This window comes from Arthrobacter methylotrophus (assembly GCF_039539965.1).
Lineage (GTDB): Bacteria > Actinomycetota > Actinomycetes > Actinomycetales > Micrococcaceae > Arthrobacter > Arthrobacter methylotrophus.
The window spans coordinates 2,155,357-2,176,023 of the sequence record NZ_BAABED010000001.1 but is presented as its reverse complement, the minus strand read 5'-3'; the positions used below and the strand labels follow the sequence as shown (position 1 = coordinate 2,176,023).

General features: G+C 61.5%; 24 protein-coding genes and 3 pseudogenes. 16 read left to right on the top strand and 11 right to left on the bottom strand.

Annotated elements, in window-relative coordinates:
* Window positions 1–103: 103 nt before the first annotated feature.
* Together ABD884_RS11570 and ABD884_RS11565 are read right to left on the bottom strand one after the other, a co-directional pair.
* On the bottom strand, window positions 104–637 hold the full coding sequence (locus ABD884_RS11570; protein ID WP_345054729.1) for a recombinase family protein: 534 nt from the start codon (window positions 635–637) through the stop codon (window positions 104–106).
* Window positions 638–835: 198 nt separating this feature from the next.
* The gene (locus ABD884_RS11565) at window positions 836–1,114 is read right to left on the bottom strand and encodes a recombinase family protein (protein WP_345045802.1); all 279 of its coding nucleotides are present in this window, start codon (window positions 1,112–1,114) and stop codon (window positions 836–838) included.
* Between the two features lie 113 nt (window positions 1,115–1,227).
* On the opposite strand from ABD884_RS11565, the gene ABD884_RS11560 reads away from it, so the two are divergent.
* From ABD884_RS11560 to ABD884_RS11550, 3 genes and pseudogenes are all read left to right on the top strand, one after another.
* Entirely contained in the window at window positions 1,228–2,943 is a 1,716-nt protein-coding gene (locus ABD884_RS11560) for an IS30 family transposase (protein ID WP_345045797.1), read from the top strand.
* A 246-nt stretch (window positions 2,944–3,189) separates the two neighbouring features.
* Window positions 3,190–3,579: pseudogene (locus ABD884_RS26190) on the top strand (recombinase family protein); the annotation flags it as partial.
* Window positions 3,580–4,102: 523 nt separating this feature from the next.
* Window positions 4,103–4,708: an AAA family ATPase gene (locus ABD884_RS11550; protein ID WP_345045788.1), complete on the top strand. Its 606-nt coding sequence runs from the start codon at window positions 4,103–4,105 to the stop codon at window positions 4,706–4,708.
* Between the two features lie 792 nt (window positions 4,709–5,500).
* Here ABD884_RS11550 and ABD884_RS26340 read toward each other — a convergent pair.
* Entirely contained in the window at window positions 5,501–5,704 is a 204-nt protein-coding gene (locus ABD884_RS26340) for a hypothetical protein (protein WP_345045784.1), read from the bottom strand.
* Here ABD884_RS26340 and ABD884_RS26185 point away from each other — a divergent pair.
* Window positions 5,633–6,610, top strand: a pseudogene (locus tag ABD884_RS26185) (S8 family peptidase); the annotation flags it as partial. The gene ABD884_RS26340 and the pseudogene ABD884_RS26185 sit on opposite strands and share 72 nt — an antisense overlap.
* Before the next feature lie 108 nt (window positions 6,611–6,718).
* Window positions 6,719–7,345: a hypothetical protein gene (locus ABD884_RS11540; protein ID WP_345045783.1), complete on the top strand. Its 627-nt coding sequence runs from the start codon at window positions 6,719–6,721 to the stop codon at window positions 7,343–7,345.
* Between the two features lie 306 nt (window positions 7,346–7,651).
* On the opposite strand, the gene ABD884_RS11535 is transcribed toward ABD884_RS11540, so the two are convergent.
* A complete protein-coding gene (locus ABD884_RS11535) occupies window positions 7,652–7,972 on the bottom strand; it encodes a hypothetical protein (RefSeq protein WP_345045780.1) in 321 nt (106 codons plus the stop codon).
* 3 nt (window positions 7,973–7,975) lie between these two features.
* Here ABD884_RS11535 and ABD884_RS11530 point away from each other — a divergent pair, with 3 nt between their 5' ends.
* A complete protein-coding gene (locus ABD884_RS11530) occupies window positions 7,976–8,188 on the top strand; it encodes a hypothetical protein (RefSeq protein WP_345045777.1) in 213 nt (70 codons plus the stop codon).
* A 550-nt stretch (window positions 8,189–8,738) separates the two neighbouring features.
* The gene (locus tag ABD884_RS11525) at window positions 8,739–9,992 is read left to right on the top strand and encodes a Vps62-related protein (RefSeq protein WP_345045774.1); all 1,254 of its coding nucleotides are present in this window, start codon (window positions 8,739–8,741) and stop codon (window positions 9,990–9,992) included.
* Window positions 9,993–10,107: 115 nt separating this feature from the next.
* On the opposite strand, the gene ABD884_RS11520 is transcribed toward ABD884_RS11525, so the two are convergent.
* Window positions 10,108–10,335 carry a hypothetical protein gene (locus ABD884_RS11520; protein WP_345045769.1) on the bottom strand — a complete coding sequence of 76 codons (228 nt, stop codon included), beginning with the start codon at window positions 10,333–10,335 and terminating at the stop codon, window positions 10,108–10,110.
* A 1-nt stretch (window position 10,336) separates the two neighbouring features.
* Window positions 10,337–10,558 (bottom strand): annotated as a pseudogene (locus ABD884_RS26180) (hypothetical protein); the annotation flags it as partial.
* A gap of 140 nt (window positions 10,559–10,698) precedes the next feature.
* On the opposite strand from ABD884_RS26180, the gene ABD884_RS11515 reads away from it, so the two are divergent.
* Window positions 10,699–10,908: a hypothetical protein gene (locus ABD884_RS11515; protein WP_345045766.1), complete on the top strand. Its 210-nt coding sequence runs from the start codon at window positions 10,699–10,701 to the stop codon at window positions 10,906–10,908.
* Here ABD884_RS11515 and ABD884_RS11510 read toward each other — a convergent pair.
* Both ABD884_RS11510 and ABD884_RS11505 read right to left on the bottom strand, forming a co-directional pair.
* Window positions 10,905–11,243, bottom strand: a complete 339-nt coding sequence (locus ABD884_RS11510) for a YciI family protein (RefSeq protein ID WP_345045762.1) — start codon at window positions 11,241–11,243, stop codon at window positions 10,905–10,907. The two genes, ABD884_RS11515 and ABD884_RS11510, sit on opposite strands and share 4 nt — an antisense overlap.
* An 82-nt stretch (window positions 11,244–11,325) precedes the next feature.
* Window positions 11,326–11,583, bottom strand: coding sequence for a DUF6458 family protein (locus ABD884_RS11505; RefSeq protein ID WP_028267194.1), 258 nt, complete (start codon window positions 11,581–11,583; stop codon window positions 11,326–11,328).
* 219 nt (window positions 11,584–11,802) lie between these two features.
* Here ABD884_RS11505 and ABD884_RS11500 point away from each other — a divergent pair, with 219 nt between their 5' ends.
* Complete coding sequence (locus ABD884_RS11500; protein WP_345045757.1) at window positions 11,803–12,126, top strand: YegP family protein; 324 nt, start codon at window positions 11,803–11,805, stop codon at window positions 12,124–12,126.
* Window positions 12,127–12,212: 86 nt separating this feature from the next.
* Here the strand turns inward: ABD884_RS11500 and ABD884_RS11495 are convergent, their stop codons facing one another.
* Window positions 12,213–12,665: a cytidine/deoxycytidylate deaminase family protein gene (locus tag ABD884_RS11495; RefSeq protein ID WP_345045752.1), complete on the bottom strand. Its 453-nt coding sequence runs from the start codon at window positions 12,663–12,665 to the stop codon at window positions 12,213–12,215.
* A gap of 51 nt (window positions 12,666–12,716) precedes the next feature.
* Entirely contained in the window at window positions 12,717–14,021 is a 1,305-nt protein-coding gene (locus tag ABD884_RS11490; protein WP_345045750.1) for an MFS transporter, read from the bottom strand.
* A 219-nt stretch (window positions 14,022–14,240) separates the two neighbouring features.
* On the opposite strand from ABD884_RS11490, the gene ABD884_RS11485 reads away from it, so the two are divergent.
* The gene (locus ABD884_RS11485; RefSeq protein WP_345045746.1) at window positions 14,241–14,366 is read left to right on the top strand and encodes a hypothetical protein; all 126 of its coding nucleotides are present in this window, start codon (window positions 14,241–14,243) and stop codon (window positions 14,364–14,366) included.
* A gap of 205 nt (window positions 14,367–14,571) precedes the next feature.
* On the top strand, window positions 14,572–15,180 hold the full coding sequence (locus ABD884_RS11480) for a helix-turn-helix domain-containing protein (RefSeq protein WP_345045743.1): 609 nt from the start codon (window positions 14,572–14,574) through the stop codon (window positions 15,178–15,180).
* A gap of 98 nt (window positions 15,181–15,278) precedes the next feature.
* On the opposite strand, the gene ABD884_RS11475 is transcribed toward ABD884_RS11480, so the two are convergent.
* Window positions 15,279–15,407, bottom strand: a complete 129-nt coding sequence (locus ABD884_RS11475) for a hypothetical protein (protein WP_345045739.1) — start codon at window positions 15,405–15,407, stop codon at window positions 15,279–15,281.
* Between ABD884_RS11475 and ABD884_RS11470 the strand changes: the two genes are divergently transcribed.
* From ABD884_RS11470 to ABD884_RS11450, 5 genes are read left to right on the top strand one after another with little or no spacing between them, the layout of a single operon-like run.
* Window positions 15,406–16,788: an FAD-dependent oxidoreductase gene (locus tag ABD884_RS11470; RefSeq protein WP_345045736.1), complete on the top strand. Its 1,383-nt coding sequence runs from the start codon at window positions 15,406–15,408 to the stop codon at window positions 16,786–16,788. The genes ABD884_RS11475 and ABD884_RS11470 overlap by 2 nt on opposite strands.
* Complete coding sequence (locus ABD884_RS11465; protein WP_345045733.1) at window positions 16,785–18,077, top strand: CaiB/BaiF CoA transferase family protein; 1,293 nt, start codon at window positions 16,785–16,787, stop codon at window positions 18,075–18,077. The genes ABD884_RS11470 and ABD884_RS11465 overlap by 4 nt, the downstream gene beginning before the upstream one ends.
* Entirely contained in the window at window positions 18,074–18,895 is an 822-nt protein-coding gene (locus tag ABD884_RS11460; protein ID WP_345045728.1) for an enoyl-CoA hydratase-related protein, read from the top strand. The genes ABD884_RS11465 and ABD884_RS11460 overlap by 4 nt, the downstream gene beginning before the upstream one ends.
* A gap of 57 nt (window positions 18,896–18,952) precedes the next feature.
* A complete protein-coding gene (locus ABD884_RS11455; protein ID WP_345054725.1) occupies window positions 18,953–19,879 on the top strand; it encodes a dihydrodipicolinate synthase family protein in 927 nt (308 codons plus the stop codon).
* The gene (locus tag ABD884_RS11450) at window positions 19,879–20,664 is read left to right on the top strand and encodes an SDR family oxidoreductase (RefSeq protein WP_345045724.1); all 786 of its coding nucleotides are present in this window, start codon (window positions 19,879–19,881) and stop codon (window positions 20,662–20,664) included. The genes ABD884_RS11455 and ABD884_RS11450 overlap by 1 nt, the downstream gene beginning before the upstream one ends.
* The last annotated feature ends 3 nt before the right edge of the window (window positions 20,665–20,667 follow it).

The window sequence follows — 20,667 nt, the reverse complement described above, 5'->3', positions numbered from 1 at the left end:
TGAGAGGCTGGGCCGCGGGGTGTCCCGGAATCTCCTTGCCCCCTGCTGGAGGGTCCGGACGGACTTGCCCGGCATGAAAACGGTGTGCGGCTTCTGGCAACCTTCAACCATCGGTCACTCGTGACCCACTTCGACGCCGGTTCCGACCAGGGGCCGCTGTAGTATTCGGGCAAAATCGGGCGGACACGGCTAGTTGGCTGGTGAAGTGAGGGAAGGGACAGCTCCGCGGATCCTTCTGATGGTCATGGTTGGGGTCTTTGGAGTGTGCGGTAGATGGTGTCCTTGAGACGGAGAACATGTCCGTCGGGTCCGTGATCATGTAGTTGCCGTTTGAGTTCTTGTTGTTGCTTGGGGCTGAGTTTGGGTCGCGGCCGCGGAGTCTTCCCTTGGCTTCGGCAATGGCCATGCCCTCGCGTGTGCGCACGCGCAGACGGTCCACTTCGAATTCTGCGAAGGTAGGGAGGATGTCGAAGAACATCTTGCCCATGAGAGCAGTGGGGTCATAGGTTTGCCGGCCGATAGAGAGTTTCACCCCGTTACGGACTAGATGTTCGGCGATGTCCCTGGCGTCCGTGACTGATCGGGCCAGCGTGTCCAGTTTCGCCACGATCAAGGTATCTCGGGGTCCACGGAGGATCCGTACGGAATTTCACGCTAAGCGGTCATGCGGTGTCGCCTGCGCGTTTGATGGCACGGAGACGGTTGAACGCGCTACCGCGAAGAGTTCGGCGAGTTCCACCGTCGCGTGTGTCCCTACTCGGTGAACGGAGACTAGGTGGGCTTCCTGTGTTTTGGAAAGCTTGGGCTGTTCCCCCGGAGGCGGAGCCCCAGATGCTTAGCTTGACTCCGCGCCGGGTGAGTTCGTCAACGATGTCCTTTGCATCGCCAGCGACCGGGCCAGTCGGTCGAGTTTGGTCACGACCAGGGTGTCCCCGACCGGCAGGCGGCCAGCGCTTCCCTGAGTCCCGACCGGGCGCGGTTGGCGCCGGGTGAGTCCTTGGTCCGTGAAGGTATTCTCTGGTGTCACCCCAAGAGCGACCAAGGCGTTTTTCTGGGCAGTGAGGTCTTGGGCGCTGGTGGATACGCGCACATATCCGATGAGGAATCCGATCATGGTGTTGAAAGTATCGTTTGTCCCCCGGGAGATTCTGTCGATCGAAGCAACACCTATTCCAAGGTGAATCTGTCATGTATTTGAGCTCCTCTTCCCCAACGGGGATCCGCTTTTTGGCTTCGATCAAGCAGGGAAATGGTCTCAAGCCTTCCGCCCGCGCGGCCGGAATCAACAAGGAAGTCGGCTACCGCTGGTTGCGCGAGAATTATCTGGGCCTCCGCGGTGATGGATTGAGTCCGGTGGAGGCGACGGCGGCGCTCGGATTCGATACCTCCCGGCTCCCGGCCTGGGAGGCTGCGGTTGACGGGGCCACAGGCCGCCATCATCTTCAGACAAACGTCGAGAGCGAAGCCAAATTCTGGGCAGCGTTCGAGGACGGAATCAGCCTTGAACGGTCAGCCCTTGCCGGCGGGGTGAGCCGTTCGACGGCATATCGGTGGATCCAGATCCGGTTCGACCAACTCCGGGGCTCGAAGGCTACCTTGACGCGATGCCAGGTGCTTCTGCGGTTGACGGACCGGCGCTGCCGCGGTTTTGAACGCGAACGGCTCGCACGACTGGCGAAGGAAAGAAATGCTGCCGCTGCGGCCCAACACGCTGCAGCCCTGTCCTCGAACCGCTACGCGGAACAGGTCGTGGCTTCAACGGTTTCCGAGGCTCAACAACGGCGGGCCGAACGGGACACGAAGTACTGGCAAATGATGCGCGAGGGCAAGAGCAACGCCGAGGCGTGCAGACTTCTGGGTATGCATAGGCGAACAGGCACTTCACTCCGGCGCGCCAACAACTACCAGATCCCCTCCCTGAAGCCCCCGCAGGTAGCGACGGGCCGATACCTAGATGTCCGGGAACGCCTGCAGATCGCCGACCTGCTGAACCTGGGATTCTCCATGCGGCGAGTGGCTTATGAGCTCGGACGTCAGCCCTCCACCATCAAACGCGAGCTGGACCGCCACCGGGACGCCGAAGGCCGCTATCTCCCCCGCACGGCCGACCACGACGCCCGCCTGCAACGATCTCGCCCGAAGGTCCATAAGCTCGTTGCCGATCCCCGTCTGCGCGGGCTCGTGCAACGCAAGCTCAACCGCTGCTGGTCCCCGGACGAAATCAGCGGCTGGATGAAGAAGACCTACCCCGAGGACCAAGAACTACGGATCTGCCCCGAAACGATCTACCGGTCACTGCTGCTGCCTCAAGGCCAGGGCCTGCATAAACGCTACGCCGCCAGGCTGCGCACCGGCAGGCGAATCCGCAAGACCCGTTGGCACACCCGCACGAATCGAGGCTCGCGGATCCGCAACATGAGAATGATCGACCAGCGGCCGGCCGAAGTTGGAACCCGCTTGGAAGCAGGCCATTGGGAAGGGGACCTCATCGTAGGTGTCGGATCCGTCTCGGCAATGGTGACCCTGAGGGAACGCAAAACCCAATACGGAATGATCGTCAATCTGCCCCGGGACCACACCGCCGCAAGCGTTAACGCTGCGATCGCCAGCGCATTCGCCGTGTTGCCGCCGTCCCTGAAACGCACTTTGACCTGGGACCAGGGAGTGGAAATGGCCAGCCACGAGGCATTGACCGAGGCCACGGGGATTCCGGTGTTCTTTGCCGAACGCTCCAGCCCATGGCAACGAGGCGCGAACGAGAACTTCAACGGGCTCGTCCGTCAGTACTTTCCCAAGGGCACCAACCTGGCCGTTCACAGCGTCAGACACGTCAATCACGTGATGCGGGAACTCAACACCCGCCCCAGAAAGAACCTCAACTACGACACCCCCGCTGAACGATTCAGGGCCGAGCACAAAGCACCAAAAGCGGCTGTGGCGTAGCCTCTAACAGACGGGGACAAACAACCCTGTCTAGTCCATTTGTTGCGTCGACCGATGAAATTCGCCCCCCCGCCACCGGGCATTTTCTCGGGCGGTCTTACGGGAATCAGCCGGCTGCGGAAATACGGTGATCGAAATCCGAAAATTATGAGTAGCTCTTGCGCCGCTGAACGACCGGCTATCGGGCACCCGCCAGCCGACGCCGAACCCTCACGGTGTCGTCCTGGCCCCGGGATTTCCAACTACCAGTCACAACCTGGGCTGCGCGAAGCCCTCACCGCCGTCCGGGCCGGCGACACCCTCGTTGTCACCAAACTCGACCGGCTCGCCCGCTCCCTGCCCGACGCTCGGGACATCATCGAGGACCTCACCAAACGAACCGTGAAGCTCAGCATCGGCTGATCCGTCCACGATCCGACCGACCCCGTCGGCCGGATGCTCTTCACATCCTGACCATGGTCGAATCCGACCTCCTCCGCGCCCGCACCCGCGAAGGCATGCAAGTCGCCAAAGCCAAAGGCCGCTCCGCGCACGTCTCCCTATATAAGGGGGGACAACAACACCACGGCCGAGATCGCCGAACTATTCAAGGTCGACCGGAGCACGGTGTGCCGCATCGTCAAACGACATCCGTAACATGTCCCAAATGAGCGATTCCCCGGGAATCGGGCCCACGCGGCGACGCCTAAATCAACAGGAACTTCTTACATGAGAGGATAGCCAGACTGAGTGATCCTTGAGCAGGCATCTCATCGAGAATTGAAAAATTCGGCCGAAAGGAGGCAACGTGCCCGGACCAAGCGATCAAGTCAAGGCCCTCCTTCGCGCGCATGCCTCTGGGGACGAAGATCTGTTTTACAGCGTGGCACTTCAGCTTGCCGCCCAATCTGCCCGGCGAGGCCATTCAAAAGTTGCGCTAGAGCTCAGAGACCTGATCGACAAAAGCCGGTCGAAGCAGGTTCCCCGAGGACAACCAACGCCGATTGGCAGTCCGCGCGGGGAGCTTAGCGAGCTTCTGGCCATAACTTATCCTGATGAGGGTCTTTCCCAGATGGTGCTCAGCGACGAGATTTCGGCCACTTTGGGTCGAGTCATACACGAACAACGCCAAAGTGATCAACTACTCCGTCATGGCTTCGTTCCGGCCCATCGTTTACTTTTGACGGGGTCGCCAGGGACGGGCAAGAGCTTGACAGCAGCAGCCTTAGCCCACGAGCTCTCCCTGCCACTCATGACCATCAGACTGGACGGAGTAATGAGCCGCTTCCTAGGCGAGAGTGCGTCAAAGCTACGACTGATCTTTGACGAGGTGGCTCGGCGTCGCGCCGTCTATCTCTTCGACGAATTCGATGCGCTCGGAAGTGACCGCGGCGCGACTAACGACATCGGTGAGGCCCGGCGGATACTTAACTCATTCCTCCTATTCCTTGATGAAGCACCGTCCGAAAGCGTCCTGATCGCGGCGACTAACCACATGAGCCTGTTGGATCCTGCTTTGTTCAGACGATTCGATGCCTTAGTCAGGTATGCGCTTCCAGGAAGGGCACAAGCTGTGTCCGTGATCCGACGTCGGCTGGCCTCCATGGACTCCTCCCAGATCAACTGGAATGCGGTCGCCAGCGAAACACACGATCTATCTCACGCGGATCTAGTCAAGGCTGCCGAACGCGCGGCTAAAGACGCTATCTTGGCGGGCGGTTCAACCATCGACACTCCGCTTCTCCTCAGCGCGTTAGCCGCGAGAAGAAAGCCCAGCATTGACTGAGAACTTCCCGCACATCCCGCTAGATCACATCGCGATGCCCTCTCAGGAGACCAGTAGCCGGAAGAATCCGCCCGCGAGCCCGAAATTCAGTCCCGAGTATCTTGACCATGGCCCAAGCCGGGGTGCACACGCAAAGCATCTGAATCAGTCGCTAGCAAACGCCCAAAACGCGGCCATGCATGCGCGCTCGAAGGTACCGGGAGAACTTCGCCCAGACGGGTTCTCGGCTGTTGCTGTTCAGTCGACAGCTCGCACCGCCTGCAGCTAGCAGAACTGAAAGCGCGGGCAGAACTCTTGCAGTTTCATTCGGCATCCGAACAAACTGATGGGGCACCCCCGGAAGACCAAAGACCCATTGCACCCGCCGAGCGGGCGGTCTTGTGGTTGACAAACGAACAATTGACGAAGCTAAGCGCCGACATCGCCAACTTCGCGGACGACACCAGAGATGGCAAACCTCGATATCAAGCTCTCGTGGCCAATATCGCTGCCTTTGAACCGGTCACACTGACGGACCTCTGGCGAGAAGAATCAGATCTTCCGTCAGATGAAATCGAAACCTATTGGGAGCTTTGGTATCACGATGACAATGGTTTGGAGACATCGTCGTACCCACTTTTGGATCGATTTGGTGCGCAACTAGACCTAACTGTAGAACACCCTGTTCTACAGTTAGGCGAATACATCTCCTGCGTGGTCGTCGGGACGAAACACAGCGTGGAGATGCTGCTCAACACGCGCGCCATGCCAGTAGAGATTCGTCGGCCTAGCTTCATGGAGGAGCTTGAGACCTTAGGCCAAGACTTTGTCGAGGACTGGGTCCAGGACTTCGCAGGCCTCGTTGATCCAGCACCCCTGGACGCACCCGTCGTCACCGTGCTGGACAATGGGGTAAAAGCAAGTCACCCCCTTCTTTCGCCTTCCCTGCGCGAGAGAGTGTGGAGTGTCATTGATGGGCATCCCGGTGATGACATGTTCAGCCGGCACGGAATTCAAATGGCGGGAGTTGCTCTATTCGGCGATCTCAGGGACCACCTCGACATAAAAAATGGGGAGCGCCTCGAACTGACACATGGGCTTGGAGCCGTTCGGGTCCTCCGGCGTAAGAATGACGTCCATGAAAGCCACCACACGCCCGGAATCCTCATGGTCAACGCTGTGGCTGAAGCCGAAATAAGACGCCCTAAGAACAGACGTGTTTTTCTGCTTGCTCAGACGATGACAAACCGAAGCGGCACGGAACATCGCCAAGCGCTTCCCACGACATGGTCGACGGCCCTGGATGCTTTGGCGATGGGGTGCATGGTCGAAGTTGGCTCTGAAAAGGTCAAGGTCGGCCAACCGGAGCCGGGGGCACAACGGCTTTTCTGCGTCTCGATTGGCAATGTTCGAAATGAGGATTTCGACGCATTGGGTCTACCGTCGGCTTTCCCTTCAACCAATATGACGAAGATTGCCGAGGATCCGTCTCAGGCTTGGAACGTATTGCGCATTGGCGCGTATACCGAGCTCGACGAGGTACCTTCATCCGCACACTATGAAGGATGGCAGCCGCTTTCTGTGAAGGGCGGCTTGTCTCCGCACTCTCGCACGGGCGTGTTGGCGAATAAGAACCATGGTGCTGTTCCCGACATCGTCCTTGAGGGCGGAAACTTACTTCGATCACCCAGCGGCGCCCTGGACTATCCATCCGCTGTATCTGTCATAACGACTTCGACCGACAGTGCCGCCCCTCTGACTCCTACATTTGCCACCAGCTCGGGGACCGCCCAGGCTGCGAGACTTGCTGCCATAATTCAATCTCGGTACCCGGACTATCGCCCCGAGACAGTCAGAGGCCTGATGGTTCACCGCGCCGAGTGGACCGAGCACATGGCCGCCGGAATCCATGGTCCCCGGAATGGGACCACCCTAACCAAGGGAGTGTTCGACAAGACTATTCTCCGCATGTATGGCTGGGGGGTTCCTCGCGAAAAGCACCTTCTAAATAGCGAGGCTTCAGATGTAACTATGGTCGTTCAGGATCGGCTAAAGCCCTTCGACGGGCAGCGGGACCCAAAGCTAGGTGAAGTCAAGTTCTACAAGCTTCCATGGTCCAGAAACATCATCGAACAACTAGGTAGCAGTCCTGTCGAACTTCGAGTGACACTGTCATACTTCGTTGAGCCCAATCCTGGGAAACGAGGGGCAAACCACCATTCCACATATCCCTCTCATGGCTTGCAGTTCCTCATCAAGTCCGGAACGCAGAGCAGTGACGAGTTCCGCAAGGACATAGCCGAGGCGGAGGATGACGACGATAAGTCCGGCGCGCAGATGTTTTCAGCGGGTTCTGGCTGGGTCGCCGGCACAAAGAATCGAGATCGCGGATCGCTGCGCAGCGACATGTGGCGGGGTGCCGCATACAAGCTTCTCGACGTCGACGAAGTTGCCGTGGTTCCCTTGACGGGCTGGTGGAAGTTGCATCGCCGAACAGACAGGTGCGCCTTGGATGTGCCTTACAGCCTGATAGTCACTCTACGAACGCTTGGAGCCGAGGTGGACTTGTATTCCAATATTTCCAACGGCCTCGGGCTGGCCATCCCACCGTCGCTCGAAGTCGAACTGCCATCCGGTCAATTGCTGTTGGATCTATAAGCCTAGGGAAACGGTGCCCTGCTCTCTGTTCCAGCATGGCTCGGGGTGGCGCAAATCGTGGGCTCGGACCCCGGACCCGAGCGAATATTCAATCTCCGAATCACAGCGCTGAATGGCGCGGTTCTGTGATCGCGAAATGTCGTCTGACAGTTGGAGAGAGTGGACCATGGCTGCTCGCCGGCTATGGGTCAGCCAATCAGTGAGATTGCCCTGCGCCGGACGTGTTCCAAGCGGGCACCGAAGCGCGATTAGAAGTGCGAGACCCCTCGAAGATTGATCGACACTGGGGCTTTGTACGGCAATGGCTCAGGAACGCCACGTTCCTTGCGCATATTTCTCGCCCGAACGTTCTGCATCCCCCCAGTGGAAGAGAAGCCAGGTGAAGAGTCCGCTGAAGCCAGGCAGGAGCAGCCTGACCCAGATGCCGTCGGACACTGCCGCGAAGACTGTTAGGACGAGGCCGAACATGGACACGGCAGCCATCGCTCCTGCGAAGACGAGCATTTGCCAAGTGGATGCTACTGCGACTGAAAACCCCTGTTTAGCCAACGTGATTTCATCGGAGTGATAGCTGTATAGACCGCCCTCAACGGTCCGGGCGAGAATGCGCTTCTCACCGTTTGCCACCGCGTGATCGTGCCGATATCGTACTTCCTCATCGCTCTGACGCCGAAATGCCTCGCCAGCCTCGAATGCCCCCGCATGGTTCTGCGCGCTCACGCTGTCTTCCTTTCCGGACGGCGCAGCAACGGAACACTGCGGCGGCCTCCGGCTAGAGTCTTCGTCACATCGCTGGATGTGTTCACCTTGCTCAATATAGTCAGCGAGTCGATGCTTCAGTAGCAGGGCTGTCGGACTTCGGCATGAATCTGGCTGCCGCCGATGCACTGCACGCAAAGGGATCGATGCTTACGGGCCATGCTTGGTGAGTGTGGATGTGGACAGCCCGCGCACGATGTTGTCTTCGACCTCGCCGGTCACGCATGATGCTCGTGCTAGCTCTATTCATTGGACAAATGCGGCGCTACGCTGTGTCCTATCAATCGATTGTGGCTGGGAGCTTCGTTGTTTGATGGGGGTCGGCGCTTAGGTGCCGCAATGAATTTTCAAACCGTAGGGCCGGTGGTTGCGCAACCTCCGTGCTTTCTTTTGTCCCCTTTTCTTGGGTGATTCCCAGCCGTCGTGGCTCATAGCGATTCGTTGTAGCTGCCCATGATTAACCCCTTTCGCAGGGCCCTGAAGGCTCTGCCCGTGTGCTTTACAAACGCCGATGGCGGCCTCGTCAACGGGCCTGATATGGGACTGCGTGTACGCCATTGGTCTCATTTCCTGACGATTCAGGACAACGGCCGGCCTCTCGACCGGACGACGACACTCAAACACTGGGGAACAAATGAACACGACCACCAAAGTCACGACACCCGGACTTAGCGCGGACCAAGCCGGCCCGGGCGAACTCGTCGCCGCCGCCATCGCCGCGGCGGACTACGGCAACAACGGAGCCCCCTTCGCCCCGTTCCTGATCAAGTTTGCGGACCCCGCAAACTTCGTCAACGCCTGGACGGCAGAGAGGGGCAACCCGATCTCGTTTTACGGCGGTTACAAAGGCAATTCCAGTACCTTCCTGCCGCTGGGCGACTTTGCCGCAGTCAACAACACCCCGGTCGCAAAGACACCCATCCTGCTGCTGGCGCCCATGCCTGGACACGAGGACGCTTTGGTCCACCCGGCCGGGTTTACCTGGATCCTTGATGATAAAGGCTCAGGCAACCCCAACGACATCGACTACTTCTGGCCCACGGCACCGGACGGCTACCAAGCCCTTGGTATCTGCGTCGGATTCAACGGACAGGGTCCGGATGCCGAAAACTACTGGTGTGTGAAAACCGAGTATCTCCAAAGCGCCCCGACCCAGGATTTCTGGAGTGACGCAGGGTCCCACTGGACGAGCCACGACGGCAGCCTCAGTGCACCTTCGCTGTCCGGCGTCGGTGTGCAGGACCAGGAAATCCTGCTCGCCCCGACCACGATGCTGAGCAACGAACACGGAAATCTGCAGAACACTTCCTGGTGCCTTGCACTGGACAAACTCCTGCTTCCGGTCTCCGGAGCCAGCACACCGTACCCCGACTACGAGCCCGGGTATGGGGAGGGCACAAAGACGTCCCCCGGCCTGGACAAGGTCGCAGTTCTTCCCGCCACCTTGATCGACGACCCTGCCTCCGACAGCAGCCCGTTCTACTATCTGGCGGCGGAGCCAGAGTGGTTCTGCACCAGAAGCTTCCCGTCGCCGGCGGGAGGCACCTACACCGAGAGTTTCCTCATCGGAACCAGTCAGGAGTCCTCCAGCGGCTTTCAGCACACCACGTCGCTGACGGTCGGTGCTGAGGTGGGTATTGAAGCGGGCCCCGTCAGCGCGAAGGTCTCCGTCAGCTACACCGACGAGATGCAACTGAGCGGCAGCATCAGCTCGGGCACCGACACCCAGGCATCCGAAACGTTGTCACTCAACCTGGTGGTAGCGGACCGCGTGCTGATCTGGCAGAAGCAGACCGATTTCGTGGTCTATCGCACGGCCGGCGATGCAATGAGCCAAGTGACCTACCAGACGGCTGACATCTACTTCACAGACAGCAACCCCAAGTAGCCGATTAGCAAGGGTGGCCGGTGGGGCAAGCCGCCGGCCACTGCTGTGCTGCTGCTGAAGCGGTGGCGGCATCCTGCGATCGCTCGATGTGGCACCCTTGACCGTTCAGCATCGTTTACCGGGACGCTTCGAAGAGGATGAGCTCTGACCGGCCGTCGTCAGCTGTCACGCGGTGAATCTCGGCGAATCGGGCGACGGCCAGGAAGCCCAGCGCCTTGTGCATTCTGATGGATGCCGTGTTGTACTCGTTCGCGAAATAGTAGGCGCTCGAAGCCCGAGACCAGATCCATTCTCGCCTGGGTGAGTGCGGAACCGACTCCCCGCAGTCGGAACCCTGGAGCAACAACGACTCCCCCTAGATAGTGGCCTGCGGGGGCGCGCCCCTCGGGGTCTGGGTGGAAATGCGTCTTGGCTGCGCCCACGACCTCGCCTGCGGTGACGGCCACGAAAACGACTCGGTCGTTATTCGGCGCGATCAGCTCTTTTGTCCAGCGTGCGCGGTCGCTGGCATCACAAACCGCATTCACATGTCCCAAGTCATCCACAGTCGTTTCACGAATCTGCATGGATACAGCGTATTGGGGAGTCGAGCCACTCTTTGATTTGTGGCCATTAGGCGAACGCTAACCGGGGACCTCATTTGAGGGTAGACCGTGAGTACAGTTGACTGGTGTTTGGACCGCGTCAGCTAAGTGAAAATGTCAGTATGCGCACATTGCGCTCGAGTGATGCGTCAGCGCTGGCCGCCGCGTATGTGCGCAACCGTGCATACCTTTCTTCCTGGGAGCCGGTGCGTCCCGATGAGTACTACACCGAGAAATGGCAGGCTGCGGATATCGCGAGTCGCCTTGTTGCGGCTGATGCCGGGGCAGGATTCCCTTTTGGGTTAATCGACGCCGGAGCCGAGGGCAGCTAGCTTGCCGGGTCGTACAGGAACTCGCGGAGTTCCTGAGGGCAGCGGCAGGCCGCCGCCATCTTCTTTGCCCACTCGACCGCGTCCCCGCGCGTCGGCAGCTCCAGCACGGTAAACGCACCTTTAATCTCGGAGCCCGGATAGATATCGGTGCTCACCGAGCCGTCGGCGGAAACCACCACGGGATCGACTCCCTCCTCGATCCCACCGCCGAAGACGTACACGCCTGCGGCCTTCGCCTCCTCGATCACAGTGTGGGCTTCGGCGGAGACGATGGGGAGCTCCTTGTCGGTGAGCACCATGGCTTCACTCGGGAAGGAGATGAGATATTTTGTCATGCTCGATGGTCCCCCGCGGGCGGCCCGGACAGCAATGGTGTGTTTGTTTGCCGTGCCGGGGTTGAGCCAGCCTGTGCTCTTGCTAGATTCCGCCGTCGCGGGTATCCCGGGTCACGATGCGGTCCCCCGTGACCGGGTCCACAGTGGAGCGGCTTTCGCTGATCCGGCGGGTCCGGCGCGGGCCGAAAACGAAGAGCGAAACGATCAGGCCGATGACGCCGACGACCATGAGGATGTAGCCGACCATGTGGAGGTCAATGAATGAAACGACATCCCCGGGGATGGCGAAGGCCAGAATGGCGCCTATGGCGATAAGAAAGATGGATGATCCGATACCCACTGCTGTACCTCCTGCTGAACCGCGGACCCGGCGGTGGCGGGTATTACTAAGGTTACTTCGCATCGCCAAAGTTACACGGCGTCGCCACATACGGCAACCACAAGCCGCGGAATCCGGCATCTGCGCGGCACACCACTAAAAATACTAAGGGTGCTTTGCATTTTCGTGACCGCCGGGTACGGTCCATTAGGACCATATGTCTATTGGGGAGGTCAACGAATGGCAGGTAAGTTTGAATTGTTTGTCGATGCCCGGGAACGCTACAGGTTCCGGTTGAAGGCAGCCGACGGGACTGTCATGGCGGTCTCGAAGGAGTTTGAGACCAAGCGCGATGCAGTGCTGGGAATCCGCGAAGTGCGGGCATGTGCGGGAATGGGTCTGATCACGGACTTGTGTCCGAACCGTCGGGCGGCATCCGGACCAGTACCGGGAATCTCCGCCCCAGCCCCTGCCGAGGCAGAGCCGATCCGGGTCCGGAATTGGCTGGGCCGCACCTCCATCGTTCGTAAACGTGGCCACAAAATGCTGACGTCCAAGCGATAGCTGAACTGGTCAAATAGCGGCAACAAATAGTGGCGAACTTCGGAAATGGCCGGGACTCAAAAGAGTGCCGGCCATTTCCGTCGCGCTTAGTGGGTCTTCATGGCTTCTGGCGGCTGGGTGGTCCATTCGGTCTCGGTGGCCCGCATCCAGGGATACGGCAGGAGTTCCTCCAGGTTGACTGTTCCCACTTCTCCCCCGGCATCAACCAGAACAGTCGTCTGGGCCCCATAGTTCCGAAGCAGCTCCCGGCAAACGCCACAAGGATTGGTGACCTGGGGCTCGCCGCGTTCGTCCATGCTGACCGCAACGGTCGACTTAATGGAGGCTTCCTGTGCAATGCGGGCGTTGGCGAGGGCGCTGGATTCGGCGCACACGTTGATTCGTTTGGAACCGACATGAAGGCCAAGGTAGATCGCCCCTGAGGCGCCCCGCATGGCGGCGGCCACACGATGGTTCTCGCCGTGATGGGCCGTAAGGAGCAGTTGACGGGCCGCGGTGTAGAGCTCCACATCGGACGGACTGAGGTCAAACGAGATCACGGGCACCTCCGGAACCACAATGGTCTGGGCCGAACGTATCCGGGCGCATTCCTAGCTTCCAATGAAGATGCCGCTCTTCCGCCGTGCCAGCAGGTAGAACACGATGCTCAACACAGACAGCACTGCGACGTAAACCGGGAAGATCCACGATGCATTCATGGACTGGAGCCAGACCAGAAGGTAAGAGGCCGTGCCACCGAAGATCGCGACGCCGATTCCGTAACCGAGGGAAGTCCCGGCGCCGCGGCAGGATTTGGGCATCAGGGAACTGGTCACGACGTTGTACAGGGTCATGTTCAGCACCAGGACGACCGAGCCGCCCAGAAGGACCGCGGCGAATCCGCCGATGCCCGGACGGAAGTACATCAGCATAAGGAAGACCGACGGAATGGACAGGGCGCGGGTGATCAGGAACCACTTGGAAATCGACTTGCCATCGGCGAATTTGCCGACCACCAGGCTGCCGACAACCAACACCACGCCAAGAATGGTGGTGAGGGCGAAGACCGCGGTCGCGTCTTCTTTGAAGCCGCTGCGGGCCGCGGTGGGCAGTCCCGTATTCCAGGCGTAGTTGTAGGCTTGCGCCGCCCCAACGACGAAGGTGATGGCCAGCACGCTCAGCCAATGCTTGCGCACCCCGCCCCAAACAGCCTTCGAGGAGTTCTCGGCAAGCTCCTCGGGCCGCATGGTTTCCGGGAGGGTCCGGCGAAGGTAGACCACGACGAAGCCGAAGATTGCGCCCACGATGAAAGGAACGCGCCAACCCCAATCGGCCATGACAGCCCCGCTCAGCATCAGGCTGCACAGGTAGCTGACTAGCGAGGCGAGGAGAATGCCCGAGTTGACGAAGAAGGAGATGATCCCGGCGACGAAGCCTTCGCGTCCCACGGGAACCAGTTCGACGGCGTGTGCGGTGGAAAGCGGAGCTTCAACACCGGTCGAGATTCCCTGCACGATGCGGCAGACCAGGAGGATGGCGCCGGCAGCGCCGCCGATCTGCTGGTATGTCGGGCACAAGGCAATGACCAACGTGGTGATTGCCATCATCATGATGGACCACAGCATCACCTTTCGACGGCCGATTCTGTCCGCGAAAGTACCGAGGAGGACGCCGCCCAGCGGACGGAACGCGAAGCCGACGGCGAAGACCGCCAGGGCGTTAAGGGTCGCCGCGGTAGGGTCCTGCGAGGGGAAGAACTTTGGCCCGATGAAGGCAGACAGGAGTCCGAAGACCATCCAGTCATACCACTCAAGGGTGTTCCCGAGTCCGAGGCCCAGCAGCCCGCGGCGGATTTCCGGAGAGAGCCGGGATTTCCGGGCGCTCTCCGGGCCATTCTTGACGACAGTGTCAGTCATGATTCTTTCCTTCCTCCGCACCTTGGCGGTGCGTGAGGGTACGGATCACCGTTGACATCCAGGGGTATGGACGGTGATCGAAACTATCATTTTGGCTTGGTTCGGCGAGGCCGTACCAACTCACCTCATGGGAAGCGAGTTAGCCCAGATAGCTACGCGTGCCTCTTCGTAGCGCTTTGAAGCAAACGGGGACACCCAGTCCGTAAACAAGGAACGTGGATGGCTTGCTTGGATGCCGCAGGATCAGCATGGGAACACGAGGGTGGACATGGGGCTGGGCTGGGCCTTCCGCCAGAAGGCTATAGCGCCCGCGTCTCTGTTCGTGTTGCAAACTTCCCGACGTGATGCGACTCACTTAACTATATTGAAGATATTCACCAGGTCAATGCTTTTTGATAAATAGCCCCTACTGCCGCGCCAGCATTGAAGAGTTCCCCACCACGAGGCCGCGGCTGAGCGCGGTCAAGAAGAAAAATTTGACCAAACCATTGATTCGCTAAAATTTTTCACTATAGTTATGTGAGGCAGCTCACCGAGAGAAAGCTGGATCATGACCAACGAGATCATCACGGCATCCTCACCGGCCGGCACGAGCGCGCTTCTGGCAACTGTCGGCAACAAGGTCCGCACGATGCGCAAGGACAAGGGGATGACCCTGTCCAAACTCTCGGAAATCACCGGTCTCAGCCCGGCGATCGTCAGCCAGATCGAACGTGGGCTGGCCAATCCGTCATTCACCACCTTGGCACAGCTGGCTCACGGCCTGGACATTCCCGTAGGGAAGTTCTTCCTCGGCCAGGAAGAAACCAGGTCGCCGGTTGTCCGCAAGTCCGAGCGGCGAAACCTCAAAGGCGTCACCAAAAAGTCCGTGGGAGAGGCAGTCTACGAGCTCCTGACTCCGGATCTCAACGGTGCCTTGGAGGCCCAATGGATCGTGAGTCCGCCAGGCCACGACACCAGCGCCACTCCGTTCCGCCATAGCGGCGAGGAATTCGGCATCATCCTCTCGGGAAGGAAAGACATCTTCCTCGACGGTGAGTGCTACACGCTTGAAGCCGGCGATTCGATTACTTTCTCGTCGGATACGCCCCACTGGTACAAAAACAGCTACGAAGAGGTATGCGTAGCGATCTGGGTCAACGCCCCTCACGTGTGGTGATCAGCCGGCGCTAACCGCCGCTCGATCCCACACACGCACGGACCCTGGAGGTCCGTTCGTAAACATCTCCATTTCCGTGTCCACGTCCCCGGGGACCTCTACTCGTCATGCCCTCCGCCAGGCTGGTTCGCTGCGTGCACCGCCGCGAGCTCCTCCTGAGCACCTCGTCTATACCCCGGCAACCGTTCCAACGGCATGCCCGCCGGGAAGTAAGGATCCTCCACCATGAACCCCTTTGCCACCACATCGTCACTGGAACTCAGTACGACGACGGCGGATCTCACCGCGCCCGTCATCTCCCGCTCCGATGTGCTCGTGGTCGGCGGTGGGCCCGCCGGCGTGGCCGCCGCGGTCACCGCAGCACGGTCCGGCGCATCCGTCACCCTCCTGGAGCGCTACTCTTCCCTCGGCGGCCTGGCCTCCGGGGGCATGGTCCTGGTTCTCGATGACATGATCAACGGCCAGGAAATCACGGTTACCGGCATCGTTTCCGAGTACGTGGAACGCCTGCAGAAGCTCGGCCTGGCAATCGTGCCGCCTGCCGATGACCGCAAAACCTCCGAGGAACTCTGGAACAAGTGGGGCCGCTACGGCACCTTCGACTTCCACTCCCACACGAACCCCAAGCCCATCTGCTACGCCGCAGCCTTCGACCCCGACGGCTGGAAGCGAGTCTCCAACGACCTCGTCCGCGAAGCCGGCGTCAACCTCCGCCTCCACTCCTGGTTCTCCCGCCCGATCGTTGACAACGGCGTGATCAAGGGCGTCATCTGCGAAACCAAGTCCGGGCCGCAAGCCTTCACGGCGGACATCGTCATCGACACGACCGGCGACATCGACGTCGCCTCCCGTGCCGGCGCCAGCCACATCAAGGACAGCTACCTCACCACCCTCGTCTTCCGCCTCGGCAACGTAGACACTGCGGCCGCGGAAGCCTTCGAACAGGCCAACCCGAAGGAAGCACGCGCCATCAACCGCACCATTAAGCGGCTTCTGGGCGGTGCCTGGGAACTGTGGTGGCTCAAGACACCCATCGACGGCGTGGTCTGGTGCAACGCTCCCCACATGACCGGATACGACGGCGTGAACCCTGCGGACATGACCGCCGCTGAGTTCGCCGCACGGGACCGGATCACCGAGGCCGTGGAATACGTGCGTGCGCACCTGCCGGGCTTCGAGAACTGCTACATGCTCGACGTCGCGTCCCAGATGGGCGTCCGCCAGACCCGCCTGCTCGAGGGCGAGTACGTCATGACGAAGGAGGATGTCACCTCCCGCCGCCACTTCGCGGACACCGTGGCCCGCGGCCGTGACTACTACTACCCGTACCGCTCGCTGCTTCCCAAGGAAGTGGACCAGCTGCTCGTCGCCGGCCGCCACTACTCGGCTACCCCCGAGGCCCAGAAAATGTCCCGGGAGATCCCGCCCTGCATGGCAATGGGCCAGGCAGTGGGCATCGCGGCCGCGCTGGCGGTCCAGAACGGTACCCTCGTCCGCGAGGTGTCCGCGCAGGACATCCAGCAGGGCATGCGCCGGCACGGCGCCGACCCGGGCGACGTCCCGTCGTCGAACGCTACCGTCGACGCCGAAGCGGTGGTGGGAGCATGAGCACCGAGACCCTTCTCGATGAGAGCGTCCTGAGCGGCACAGCCGCAGCGTCCGCCTCGGCGCCCGCCGACGCTGCCAAGCCCATCGGCATCCCGCTCCCCGCTGGTACCCCGCTCCCGCTCGAGGGAATCAAGATCGTCGATTTCACCCAGGTGTTCATGGGACCGTCCTGCACCCAGCTGCTGGGCGACTACGGCGCGGACATCATCAAGGTGGAACGTCCGGGCGCCGGCGACATCTCGCGCAACTCCTTCCCGGACAAGGACGGCCAGGACAACCCGATCTTCCTTTCCATCAACCGCAACAAGCGCAGCGTTTCCGTGGACACCCGCACCGACGAGGGCAAGGCAGTCCTCCGCCGGGTCATGGCCGACGCCGACGTGGTGGTCAGCAATTTCCGCTCCGGAGTGATGGAACGGATGGGCTTCGGTTACGAGGAACTCAAGGCGGAGAATCCGGGGATCATCTGGGCCTCCGGCACGGGCTTCGGCCCGGTTGGTCCCTATTCGCACAAGGGTGGCCAGGACGCAATCGCGCAAGCGTACTCGGGGGTGATGTGGCGGCGCGAGTCGGACGACATGAAGCCTTCCATCTACCCGACCACGCTGTGCGACTACATCACGGGCATGCACCTCATGCAGGGCATCCTGCTGGCACTGCGCGCCCGTGAGGCATCCGGTGTCGGGCAAAAGGTCGAGGTGACGATGTACGACTCGATGCTCCACCTGCAGATGCAGGAGGCCTGCATGCAGCTCAACCGCGGCTACGAAGTCAACTGGGGCGCCATGCCGTTGAGCGGCGTCTTTGAAACCACCGACGGCGCCGTCTGCATGGTCGGCGGCTTCACCCCCGACCCGCTGGCCCGGATTTCCCAAGCGTTGGGCCTGGACGAAGACCTTACCCAGCGGCCGGAGTTCGCCAACCTGGAACAGCAGTTCAAGCACAAGCCGGCCTTGCAGGCGATTTTCCGGGAGCGCATCGCTACGAACACCACCGAGTACTGGACCAACCAGCTGGAGAGCCAAGGTCTGCTCAACGCGCCCGTCCACACGCTGGAACAGGCGTTGGCCGATGCCCAGACTGAGGCCAACGGCATGATCGTGGAGGCTGAGCACCCGGGCGTCGGCACCGTGAAGATGCTCAATGCCCCCATTCGCCTGTCTGCGACCCCGCCTTCCATCCGACGCGTGGCGCCGCGGCTCGGCGAGCACAATGTGGAGGTGCTGCTGGAGAACGGCTTCGACGCCGAAACCATCGAACGCCTGCAAAAGTTGGGGGTACTCCGGTGACTGTTTCAACCAAGGAGAGGCCCGGACAGGAATTGGTTGACGAGGTCACCTTGACCATCGAGAACCATGTGGCCACGGTGGTCATCGATCGCCAGCACGTGCTCAACGCCGTGGACGGCAGCGCCCAGGCCCGGCTCAACGGGATCTGGAACCAGATCGAAGCCGATCCTGACGTGCGCGCCGTCGTCATCACGGGCGCCGGCACGCGGGCGTTCTGCGTCGGGGCGGACATGTCCGCCTCTGCCGTGGACAAGACAGGCCTGCAGTACTGGGCCGAGCTCGACCCACACGGCTTCGGCGGGCTGAGCCTGCGCACCAGTCTCGACGTGCCTGTCATCGCCCGGGTGAACGGCTATGCGCTCGGCGGCGGGATGGAGATCGTGCTCGGCGCGGACATCGTCGTGGCCGCGGACACGGCCCGCTTCGGCCTCACCGAACCACGCGTCGGCCGTCTGGCGCTCGACGGCGGCATCCACCAGCTGGTGCGCCGTGTCCCTTACACCCAAGCGATGGGCATGCTCCTCACAGGCCGCAAGGCGGACGCCGCCGAGATGCAGGCGATGGGCCTCGTCAACGAGGTGGTTCCGGCAGACGAGCTCGACGCCGCGGTGCAGCGCTGGGTGGACCAGATCCTCGCCTGTGCGCCCAGCTCCGTCCGGGCTGTCAAGCAAATGGTCAGCAGGACCAGCCATCTCACTGCCGCGGAAGCCCGCGGCCTCAGGCTGCCGGCCCTCATGGCCGCACTGGACAGCGAAGACTCCGCCGAAGGTGTGCGCGCCTTCCAGGAAAAGCGCCCACCAGTCTGGCCGGGCCGCTAGATGCAGCACGAACCGCTGCAAGGCACCGAATTTCAGGACGAACGGAAGGACAATCCAATGCGGGAATCACTAGCCCCGGGAGTGTGGGGCGTCGTCGCCACACCATTCCAGGGCAACACCCTCGATCTGGATACCGACAGCCTGGCCCAGTTGGTGGAGCACTACGAAACCATCGGCGCCACGGGGCTGACTGTCTTGGGTGTCTTCGGTGAAGCTGCCGCCCTGACCGCAGCGGAGCGCAGCCTGGCACTGGAAGTGGTGGTCGAGGAAACCCGATTGCCCCTCGTGGTGGGTGTGACCTCGCTCTTCACCCGAACCGCCGTCGAGGAAATCCGCGCTGCCCAGGCCGTGACCGGAAACCGGCTCGCGGCAGTCATGGTGCAAGCCAATTCGGCGCGGCCGGAGGTAGTCATCGCGCACTTGAACGCCATCCACCAATCCACCGGCGCCAAGGTGGTCCTCCAGGACTACCCCGTGGCCAGCGGAGTCAGCATCAGCACGGAAGCACTGATCTACATCGTCCAGACCTGCAGGTTCGTTGTCGCGGTCAAGGCTGAAGCCCCACCGACCAGCGTGGCGATCGCCCAGTTGACGGCCGCCGTCGAGGTTTCAGTCTTCGGCGGATTGGGTGGTCTAGGACTGCTGGACGAACTGGTGGCCGGCGCCGCCGGCGCCATGACGGGGTTCTCGTACCCCGAAGCGCTGGTGGCGTGCGTCCGCGCATGGCAATCCAGCGGCTACGACGCAGCCCGGGACGCGCTTCTGCCCTACCTGCCGCTTATCAACTTCGAGCAGCAAGCCCGGATCGCCCTGGCCATCCGGAAGGAGTGCTTCCGCGAACGGGGCCTCATCAAGGACTCCGGGGTCCGGCCGCCTGCGGCGCCTTTCCCCAGCGTGTTGCGGCAAGGAATGCTGACGCACCTGGCTGAAGCTGCCCGCGCCTTGGAAGCCTTCCCCGTCCCCACCACCTCAGAAAGGGTCTGATGGACCTCGGAATCAGCGGAAAGACCGCCTTCGTCGCGGCGTCCACCGGAGGCCTGGGACTCGCGGTCGCCCGTGGCCTCGCCGCCGAGGGCGTCCGGGTGGCCATCACCGGCCGCCGTGGCGAACTGGCAGAAAAGATCGCGGCCGAGCTCCAGGCTGACGGCCACAGCGCCGTGGCTGTCGAGGCGGACCTCAGCACCCCGGGCGGCGTGTCCGCCGCCGTCGAACGCGCTGTGGACATGCTCGGCCCCATCGACATCCTCGTGCTCAACGGCCCCGGCCCCAAGCCCGGGGCAGCCGCCAGTCTGGGAGCCGACGACATCGCTGCAGCGTTCGAACTGCTCGTGAAACCGCACCATGCGCTCGTCTCGAAAATCCTGCCGGGCATGCGTGAGCGGCGCTGGGGACGCATCCTGGCCATCGGATCCAGCGGAATCGTGGCCCCCCTGCCCAACCTCGCCGTCTCCAACACCGGCCGTGCGGCGTTGACCGGCTACCTCAAAACTCTCGCGGCAGAAGTGGCCCTCGACGCCGTCACCGTCAACATGCTCTTGCCCGGACGCATCGCCACGGACCGCGTCGCCGAACTGGACCGGGCCGCAGCGAAACGCCGCGGCACCACACCGGAGGAAATCCAACTCGAATCCCGCAAGACCATCCCTGCCCGGCGCTATGGAGAACCGGAGGAATTCGGTGCCGCCGGAGCCTTCCTCTGCAGCGCCCCCGCGTCGTACATCACCGGCGTCGCACTGCGTTGCGACGGCGGCCTGATCCGGAGCCTCTAGACC